At 69.1% G+C, this 8,870-nt stretch carries 9 protein-coding genes and 2 pseudogenes; 3 read left to right on the top strand and 8 right to left on the bottom strand.

The features are described from left to right. From ABZ281_RS25130 to ABZ281_RS25120, 3 genes are all read left to right on the top strand, one after another. Window positions 1–507: SDR family oxidoreductase (locus ABZ281_RS25130; RefSeq protein ID WP_356658892.1), on the top strand; the 507-nt coding region annotated here is incomplete at its 5' end. Further along, window positions 504–1,538 (top strand): aldo/keto reductase, encoded by a 1,035-nt coding sequence (locus ABZ281_RS25125; RefSeq protein WP_356658890.1) that lies wholly within the window; start codon window positions 504–506, stop codon window positions 1,536–1,538. The genes ABZ281_RS25130 and ABZ281_RS25125, both read left to right, overlap by 4 nt. Before the next feature lie 5 nt (window positions 1,539–1,543). Next, a complete protein-coding gene (locus tag ABZ281_RS25120; protein WP_356658895.1) occupies window positions 1,544–2,476 on the top strand; it encodes an amidohydrolase family protein in 933 nt (310 codons plus the stop codon). On the opposite strand, the pseudogene ABZ281_RS25115 reads toward ABZ281_RS25120, so the two are convergent. The 8 genes and pseudogenes from ABZ281_RS25115 to ABZ281_RS25080 all read right to left on the bottom strand — a co-directional run. Continuing rightward, a pseudogene (locus ABZ281_RS25115) lies at window positions 2,424–2,892 on the bottom strand (transposase); the annotation flags it as partial. The gene ABZ281_RS25120 and the pseudogene ABZ281_RS25115 sit on opposite strands and share 53 nt — an antisense overlap. Window positions 2,893–3,459: 567 nt before the next feature. Beyond that, a pseudogene (locus tag ABZ281_RS25110) lies at window positions 3,460–4,698 on the bottom strand (ABC transporter ATP-binding protein); the annotation flags it as partial. Between the two features lie 425 nt (window positions 4,699–5,123). Beyond that, the gene (locus ABZ281_RS25105) at window positions 5,124–5,549 is read right to left on the bottom strand and encodes a hypothetical protein (RefSeq protein WP_356658888.1); all 426 of its coding nucleotides are present in this window, start codon (window positions 5,547–5,549) and stop codon (window positions 5,124–5,126) included. 51 nt (window positions 5,550–5,600) lie between these two features. Then, entirely contained in the window at window positions 5,601–6,839 is a 1,239-nt protein-coding gene (locus tag ABZ281_RS25100; protein WP_356658886.1) for an acyl-CoA dehydrogenase, read from the bottom strand. A 58-nt stretch (window positions 6,840–6,897) separates the two neighbouring features. Beyond that, on the bottom strand, window positions 6,898–7,386 hold the full coding sequence (locus ABZ281_RS25095) for a GAF domain-containing protein (protein WP_307060462.1): 489 nt from the start codon (window positions 7,384–7,386) through the stop codon (window positions 6,898–6,900). A gap of 44 nt (window positions 7,387–7,430) precedes the next feature. After that, a complete protein-coding gene (locus tag ABZ281_RS25090) occupies window positions 7,431–8,060 on the bottom strand; it encodes an ATP/GTP-binding protein (protein WP_185006875.1) in 630 nt (209 codons plus the stop codon). Next, window positions 8,041–8,406 (bottom strand): DUF742 domain-containing protein, encoded by a 366-nt coding sequence (locus ABZ281_RS25085; RefSeq protein ID WP_185006873.1) that lies wholly within the window; start codon window positions 8,404–8,406, stop codon window positions 8,041–8,043. Before ABZ281_RS25085 ends, ABZ281_RS25090 begins: the two co-directional genes overlap by 20 nt. 1 nt (window position 8,407) lies before the next feature. Further along, complete coding sequence (locus tag ABZ281_RS25080; RefSeq protein WP_356658884.1) at window positions 8,408–8,746, bottom strand: hypothetical protein; 339 nt, start codon at window positions 8,744–8,746, stop codon at window positions 8,408–8,410. Window positions 8,747–8,870 lie beyond the last annotated feature (124 nt).

The raw sequence follows: 8,870 nt of genomic DNA, 5'->3' as shown, positions 1-8,870 counted from the left end.
GCCGTCGGCACCGTCGAGGACAACCAGGACGAGGAATGGCACCGCGTCCTCGACATCAACGTCCTCGGGACGGTGCGCACCACCCGGGCCGCCCTCCCGTATCTGCGGCGCTCGTCGCACGCGGCGATCGTCAACACATGTTCTATCGCGGCCACCGCGGGCCTCCCCCAGCGCGCCCTGTACTCCGCCAGCAAGGGCGCGGTACTGTCGCTGACCCTGGCGATGGCCGCCGACCACGTCCGCGAGGGCATCCGCGTCAACTGCGTCAGCCCCGGCACCGCCGACACCCCCTGGGTGACCCGACTCCTGGACGCCGCCGACGACCCGGAGGCGGAACGCGCCGCCCTCGACGCACGCCAGCCCCTGGGCCGCCTGGTCACCGCGGACGAGGTGGCGGCCGCCGTCATCTACCTGGCGAGCCCCGCCGCAGCCTCCGTCACCGGCATCGCCCTCGCCGTCGACGGTGGCATGCAGGGACTCCGGCTGCGCCCGGCGGCCGGCTCATGAGAACGACCACGCTGGGCGCCACCGACGTCAGGGTCACCGAGCTGTCGTTCGGGGCCGCCGGCATCGGCAACCTCTTCCGCCCGGTCACCGACGAGGCCGCGTCCGCCGCGGTGGAGGCGGCCTGGGACGCGGGCGTCCGCACCTTCGACACCGCCCCGCACTACGGACTCGGCTTGTCCGAGCGACGCCTGGGCGCCGCGCTGCGCGACCGCGACCGCGACACGTACACCGTCTCCACCAAGGTCGGGCGGCTGCTCGAGCCCAACCCCGACGGCGGCCAAGACGACGATCTCGCCCACGGCTTCGCCGTGCCCGGCACTCACCGCCGCGTTTGGGACTTCAGCTCCGACGGCGTCCTGCGCTCCCTGGAAGCGAGCCTGGACCGCCTCGGCCTGGACCGTGTGGACATCGCCCTGCTGCACGACCCGGACCACCATGCCGAGCAGGCTCTCACCGAGGCATACCCGGCCCTGGAACGGCTGCGCGGCGAAGGCGTGGTCAAGGCGATCGGTATCGGAGTGAACCAGTGCGCGCTCCCGGCCCGCTTCCTGCGCGAGTCCGACATCGACGTGGTGCTGCTCGCCGGCCGTTACACCCTGCTGGAGCAGGAGGGGCTTGCCGAGGTGCTGCCGGAGGCCGCCGCCCGCGGCAGGAGTGTCATCGTCGGCGGGGTGTTCAACTCGGGTCTGCTCACCGACCCGACACCCGGGGCGACGTACGACTACGCGCCCACCCCACAGCATGTACTGGACCAGGCCCTGCGCATGAAGGCGGTCACCGAACGCCACGGCGTACCGCTGCGCGCAGCCGCTCTGCGCTTCCCGCTCGGCCATCCGGCGGTCGCGAGCGTACTGTCCGGAGCTCGTTCCGCCGAGGAGGTCCGCGACACGGTGAACCAGCTGGGGCGAACGATGCCGGCCACGGTCTGGGACGGACTGCGCGCCGAGGGGCTGCTGCCCCCGCACGTCCCCGTCCCTGCTGCCATGCCGGTCGAGGAAGCCGATCGGCCGAAGGAGCAGCCGTGGGGGTGACCGCCATGGCGGGGAACACCGCTGAGGGCGTCATCGACGCACACCACCACGTGTGGGACCTCTCCCACCGTGACCAGGACTGGATCACCGGACGGGAACTCGCCCCGCTGCGCCGCGACTTCACGCTCGCCGACCTGGAGCCCGAGGCCCGGGCAGCCGGCGTCACCGCGACGGTCCTGGTCCAGACGATCGACGTGCCGGAGGAAACACCCGAGTTCCTGGCCTTGGCCCAGGACAGCGACCTGGTGGCCGGCGTCGTGGGCTGGACCGACCTGACCTCCCCGGATACCGCCCGCGCGCTCGCGGCGCTGCGGGAGGGGCCGGGTGGCGAGCACCTGGTGGGCATCCGCCACCAGGTGCAGGGCGAAACCGATCCTCGCTGGCTGATGCGGCCGGACGTGCTGCGTGGGCTCGCCGCGGTGGCCGAAGCAGGGCTCGTGTACGACCTGGTCGTCCGGCCCCACCAGCTCGCGGCCGCGCACGAGACCGCCCGACTGCTTCCCGGCCTCACCTTCGTACTCGGTCACGCGGGCAAGCCCCCCATCGCATCGGGCGAGCTGCGGCCATGGGCGGACGCGGTGCGCCTGCTGGCCTCGCTGCCCAACACCGTCTGCAAGCTCTCCGGCATGGTGACCGAGGCCGACCGGGACCAATGGAGCGTCGAAGACCTCCGACCGTACGCGGACACGGTGCTGAACGCCTTCGGTCCGCGGCGGCTGATGTTCGGCTCCGACTGGCCCGTCTGCCGGCTGGCCGCCCCCTACGCCGAAGTCATCTCAACCGCACGGGAGTTGACGGCCACTCTCCAACCCGCCGAACGCCACGAGGTCTTCACCGGAACCGCCCTGCGGACCTACGGCCTGACCGCCACCGGTTCCCCGGCGAGTCGAGCGGCCGGTTCTGCCATTCGTGCATGCCGTCGATCACCTTGTCGGTGATCGTGGAGATGGTGGTCTTGGACACCTCGACGCCATAGACCTCCGCCAGGTGGGCGGAGATCTCCCCGCGGGTCAGGCCGCGGGCGGACAGAGAGAGCACCATCTCGTCGACACCGGGCAGCCGGCGCTGCCGCTTCTTGACGATCTGGGGCTCGAAGGAGCCCGCCCGGTCCCGGGGGACCTCGATCTCGACCGGCCCGACCTCGGTCACCACCGTCTTGCCCGGGTGCCGTTGCGGGTGTTGCCGTCGGCGGCCTTCTCGTGCTTCTCGTGCCCGAGGAGGTCGGTGATCTCGCCTTCGAGGGCGGACTCGAGGATCCTCTTCGTCAGCTGCTGCAACAGCCCGCCTGGCCGGTCAGTTTGATCCCGTCGGCCTTCGCCCGGTCGACCAGCTGACCGATCAGCTGGTCATCCAGAGCGTCCGGCGCCCCGGCGGGCTTCACTTCCTCGACGGCCTCAGCCGAGACGATCAGTCTGTCATCAGGTGTTACGTCCTGTTCGAAGATCCACCGTTGATTTGGCCAGTTCGGATTGCGGCGATGACCCGCCACGGACAACATTCCGCCTGAACTGGTGGAAGAGAACGCCATCGTGCGCTTCACAGGGGACGAAGGGCGACCTTCCGTACGGTCTCATCGATGTTTTGAACGGGTAAGTCGGAACACGGCCAGCCTGCCAGCGCGACGACCTCCAACGACAGTTGGTCGGGCTGCTCGGTCATGGTGCTTCCGGCTGGGTTACTTCAGATCGGGTGGTAGCCATTCGCGCGGAGCCACAACGCCGCTGCACGCCTGCCTGCGTCTACTGCTTCGTCCGTTCAAGCCGCCGTTGTTCGCCGGTGTTGGCGCGTTGTCGTCCATACGGAACAGTCCTGAGGGATTGTTCACTCTGTTCCCGCAGGTGCAATGTTCACGTGTTTGGATCGGTGAGGTGCAGCCGTGGTCGTGGCATCGACCGTGTTCAGCTCCACATGGCGCCTACACCGCCAGCGACACTCCCGCCACGGCCGGAGTCTCCTTGCCCGGATACCGGTACACGACCTCGTCGAGGCGGATCTCCTCCACCGGCCGACTCGGCGTGAACTCGCCCCGGTTGGGCGGGCGTTCGGCGGCGTAGTCGAGAAAGCCGCCCATGTCCGCGAGGTAGAGGGAGGTGTGGAACATGGCTGCGCCGTAGATGACGAGCTGACTGAGGGCGGCGAGCGCGGTCTGCACCGCGATGACCGCGGTCGCGGCGATCGACGGCTCGATCCGCCCGCTGGCCGCCAGCCAGGCGAGACCCGCCCAGGTGGCGACGAGGAAGATGCCGCCGATCGCCGAACTGACCAGCACGATCCGCAACATCTTCGGCGCCGCGGCGAGGGTGCGCGCGTCGATCCGCTCCGAGATCGACCGGTACCAGAACACCAGGTACGAGGTCATGCCGTTGGCGCGGATCTCATCGGTGAACTTCACGCTGGTCGCCCAGCCGCGCAGGTTCTGCCGAACATTGCGGTCGCCCACGTTGGCGTAGTGCGTCTCGTAGCTGACACGGGCGTGCAGGACGGCGCCCACGCCGGCGGGGACGACGGCGAGCAGCAACAGCGGCAGCAACAGCGGGTGCAGCACCGACAGCACCCCGCTCGCGCTGACCATACGTACGACAGCGGCGGTGAACCGGGTGGCGTCCTGCACCATCACGTGGCTGCGGACCACCCCCATCTCCGCCGCCTCTTGCCGGTCCGCGCAGCCGTCCTCCGCCCGCGCGGCGGCCTCCATCCGGCACACCGCCGCCACCAGGGCGCAGTCGGACTCGGTCGTCAACCGCGGGGTGATCCGGCCGTCCGCGTACGAGGACAGGGCGGTCGCCACCCGCCCTGCCGCTGAGGCGCAGGCGAGGACCAGCAGGGCCGGCAGCGCCTGGTGGAGCCGGTCGGCCACCTCGCCGTCGGCGAGGATCCAGTGCATCGCGCGGGATGTGGCGGTGAGCAGTACGGCGGCGCTCACGCCGATGGCCAGCTGGCAGCCCGCCAGCAGCAGCACCGCCGACCGGTCGATCGCCCACGCCATCCGTGCGGTCTGCGCCAGCACTGACGGAAGCCGCCTGCACATCTGCGCGAACGATGCGTCTGTCAGGGGGTTCTTGGCGTACCGGCCGCCGTAGCGCAGCTCGGCGGGCGGCGGAGGCGGCAATCGGCGCGACGCCGCGCCGTCAGACGCCTGAGATGTGGGCTCGGCGCTCACCAGCTACCTCCCCTCGCCCTGTCGGTAAACCGGAAGGCGAACGCAAACGGCCATAGGGCCGCTCGGAGATCGTTCGGGGGAGCCTGAACTACAGGCAACTGGGCACCTCCGGCGCCGACTTGGGGGATAGCTGATGACGACCGGAACAACGACGCGACGTCCGGCTTCGAACGCACGTTTTGAGTCGTATCCCAGCCGCCTAATCTCGTGGCCCGCACGTCACCGGCCGCTGATTCAGGCGGTCCCACCAGATGGCGACCGTGGCCGAAATGCCGACGGCCGATGCGCATGTGGACCATGGGCTGGATGGAAGACGTCGCAGCTGTCCGCTGCCGCCGTTGTGCTCAAGGTTCCAGCAGGCAACGCGGAGTTCAGTGTCGTCGCAGGTCAACGGATCTCCCTCTTCGGGTTCGAGCAGCGAGTCGTTATATCTGTGGTCCGGTTGAGCCCTGGTCGCCGCGGCGCCTGGCGCCGCCTGCCTGTGTGCCTCGGCAGGAGATGCCGTGCGCTCGCTCCAGCTGGCGCAGCAGCTCCTGCAACTGGCTGACCAGCACCAGCAGATGTTCGTATGCCAGGTCTGCCCGCGGCCGAGCGGCGGCGCGGCGCTCGGTCCGCTCGATGAGCTCGTGCAGGTCGGACCGTTCCTTTTCATCGGGCGTTGCGGCGAGGGCCAGGGCGTGAGGAATGAGGGCGGGGGCGAGCTCCTCCAGCGTGGTGAGCGTGTCGGCGACGGCACGTGGGGCGGAGACGATGCCCCGGTTTGCAATGCTGTCCAGCTCCCGCCGCGCCCCGACCACAAACGCGGACACATCTGTTTCGGCCGTACGTACGGCGGGAGTGGTACTCGTCATGGAGGTGCTCCGTGTCGGCTGAGTAGGAGAGGAAGGGAAGGCGCTCGGGAGTCAGGCGGCTGTGCTGGTGGGGAGGAAGAGCGAGGTTTTGGCGGCGAGCCGTTCGGACCACTGGACGGGAGGGGCACCGAGCTCGGTTTCGGCCAGGCGCTGGCGCTGTACTTCACCGGTTCCGGCGGGCGAGTAGGTGTGCTGGACGTCCCGCCATAGCCGCTGGAGGGCGTAGTCCGTGCGCAAGGCGTGGGCGCCGTGCAGTTCCATGGCGTCCTGGCCCGATTGAACGGCCCATTTATGGTTGAGGTACTTGGAGTTGATGAGCCGGTCATCGCAGCTGCGGCCGGAGTCGAGCATGCGTACGGCGAGGTAGGCGAGCTCGCGGCTGGCCATCAGCCGGGACTTCATGTCGCCGACCCGGTCGCGCAGGACGGGAAGGTCGGCGAGGGTGCCGTTGTAGCGGCGGCGCCCCTCAAGGAAGTCGGTCACGCATTCCACGATCGCTTCGTGGATGCCGAGGGACACCGCGGCGAGGTTGGGCCGGCCATAGAGGATGCTGCTGCTGTAGGCGATGTCTTTGCCGTCGCCTACGCCGCCGATCACGTTGGCCTCGGGTATTCGTACGCCGTCGAAAGTGAGCTTGCCGAAGCTGAAGCCGTGCAGGCCGAGGGCGGACCGGTGCGGTTCGACGGTCAGTCCGTCGCGGTCGTGTTCGACGAGGAAGGCAGTCAGGGCGCGGGAGCCGGCCGTGTCGGCGGAGTCGGTGCGGGCCACGACGCAGTGGACGTGGGCGATGTGACTGTTGCCGATATGGACCTTGCTGCCGTCGATGATCCAGTCGCTGCCCTCGCGGCGGGCGGTGGTCTCCATGCCGAGCACGTGGCTGCCGGTCTCTTCTTCGGTCACCGCGATCGACAGCAGCGTGTCCCCGGAGGCGACCTGGGGCAGCAGCAGGGCCTTCTGCTCGTCGCTGCCGAAGTGGATGATCATCGATACGGGCAGCTGGCTCGCCTGCAGGATGGCGCCGGCCGCGCCCGAGGCCCGCGCCATTCTCTGGATCATGAGGGTTTTGGCGAGATGTCCCGCATGCATACCGCCGTACTGGCGGGGGATCGTGGCGCCGAACCATCCCTGCTCGGCCATGAGCAGGGACAGGTCGCGTTCCACGGCGTGAGGGGAGGACTCCATGCGCTGGACTCGGGGGGTGACTTCGGCGTTGGCGAACTCGTCGAAGTGCTGGACCAGGGCTTCGTAGTCGGGCGTGAGATCCGGAGTCGTGGACGACATCGTGGGCATCGTTGTCTCCCCCTGGGGGTGGTGGTCGCGGGTGCTGCGGCCGGGCGCGCGGGTGCTGCTAGGCGCTGGTGCGCCGGTAGAACTCGGTCATGAAGAGGTCGCGATAGTGGTCGATGAGGGCCCACAGCGGCCGGCCTTCCGCGCGGTCGCGCGGCTCGGTGCCGACCACGCAGACCGTGCCCCAGACATGGTTCGTACGCTCGTCGATGAGGGGGGCTCCTCCATACACGCGGACCCCGATCTCGTCGACGACCGGGTTGCCGGCGAACTCGTCGAAGTCGAGGACGTCGGTCAGGACCAGCGAGCCCCGGCGCTGGACGACGTGCGGGCAGAAGCCGTGGGTCAGTGGCATGGTGCGGCCCACCACCGGCAGTTCGCCCCCTGCGGGGTTGGCGAGACCGAGGAAGAACTGCTCGCTGCCGACCCAGTTGAGCATCGCGTACGGAGTGCCTGCCGCGGCGGCGACCTGCTGGGCGAATGCGTCGAAGGCGCCGACGGGCGGAGCTGCGGGGTCGAGGAATTCGGGCAGGTGGCTCTGCCAGTCGATGTCGGAGCCGGTGGCGGACCGGAGGTCGGATTGAGCGTGGGGGTTCACAGCTGTGCTCCTTGAAGGAGGTTGGCGGGGGCATGCGAGCGGATGAGCGCGTGGTCGACGAGTCGGCCGAGGACGCCGGCCGCGTCCGCCCGCTTGCGGGCATCGCACAGCATGACCGGAACAGTGGCCGGCAGGGCGAGTGCGGAGGAGACCTCGTCGGGGTCGTAGCGGCTGGCGTTGTCGAACTCGTTCACGGCGACCAGGAAGGGCAGTCCGAGTCGCTCGAAGTAGTCGACCGCGGGAAAGCTTTCGTCGAGACGGCGGGTGTCGACGAGGACGACCGCGGCGAGGGCGCCTCGCGTGAGCTCGTCCCACATGAACCAGAACCGGGTCTGTCCTGGCGTGCCGAACAGCATTAGGATGGTGTTGAGCTGCGGGAAGGTGATTCGGCCGAAGTCCATGCCGACGGTGGTCGCCTTCTTGTCGAACAGCAGCGTGAGGTCGTCCACGCCCTCCGAGGCGGCGGTCATCACGGCCTCGGTACGCAGCGGGGTGATCTCGGAGACGGCGCCCACAAAGGTGGTTTTGCCGACGCCGAACCCGCCGGCGACGACGATCTTGACAGAGGTGGGCCTCGCGTCGGCGAGCGGGCGTGAGAGTCCGAGGTCAGAGCTTGAGGAGTCCATCGCGAAGGGCCTTCAGGAGAGCAACGTCGGGAAGGTCGGCGGAGCCTGCGGCGGTCACGGCGCTCAGCGCACCGATGTCGATCAGCCGGGACATGAGGATCCTGGTGATCTGGAACGGCAGCCCGATCAGGGCGCCGATCTCGGCGACGGCCAGGGGCCGCTCCCGGCACAACGCCATGGCCTGCTCGGCTTCTGGTGGCTGGCCGGAGGGCGGTTCTCCCTCGGCCCACAGCAGCGTCTCGAGCTGCAAGTCGTGTGTGGGCTTGGTCTGGCCGCCGGTCAGGACATAAAGGCTGGGGGCCTCGGTGTCCTCGACGGTCCAGGCCGGGCCGCTTGCGGCCGCCATCTCACTGGCCGTCACCGGAAGGGGCCCCGCCCACGCGTGCCTGTGTGGCCAGCAACTCGCCCATCCGCTGGATCAGGTTGACCATCGCAAAACCGACGGCACCCTCGTCCGCCCGCGTGTTGGTCAGCACGCCCAACACGCTTTCGACCTTGTCCGGGTCACGTCCCGCGTTCCGCGCCACCACGGCCGGCGGACTCCCGGAACTCATGATGAACAGGATCCAGTTGTTCTTCCTGACCAGGACCTGTTCGACACGGCCCTTGCCGTCGTCGACACCGTTGGCGATCGAGTACATGCCGTTGATCACTGCGGCCAGGCGGTCCGCCAGAGTGCCGTCCATTCCCGGTCCTGCATGAGCCAGCCGCAGACTGAACCGCCCCGGCTCAAATAGAGACTCGGTTTCATGAAAGGATCGAGTCATGGCACGACCTTCCCGTTACCCGCTTGAGCTCCGCCGTCGTGCG

The sequence above is a fragment of the Streptomyces sp. NPDC006265 genome (genome assembly GCF_040613555.1).
GTDB lineage: Bacteria > Actinomycetota > Actinomycetes > Streptomycetales > Streptomycetaceae > Streptomyces.
This window is presented reverse-complemented; position numbering and strand designations above follow the sequence as displayed.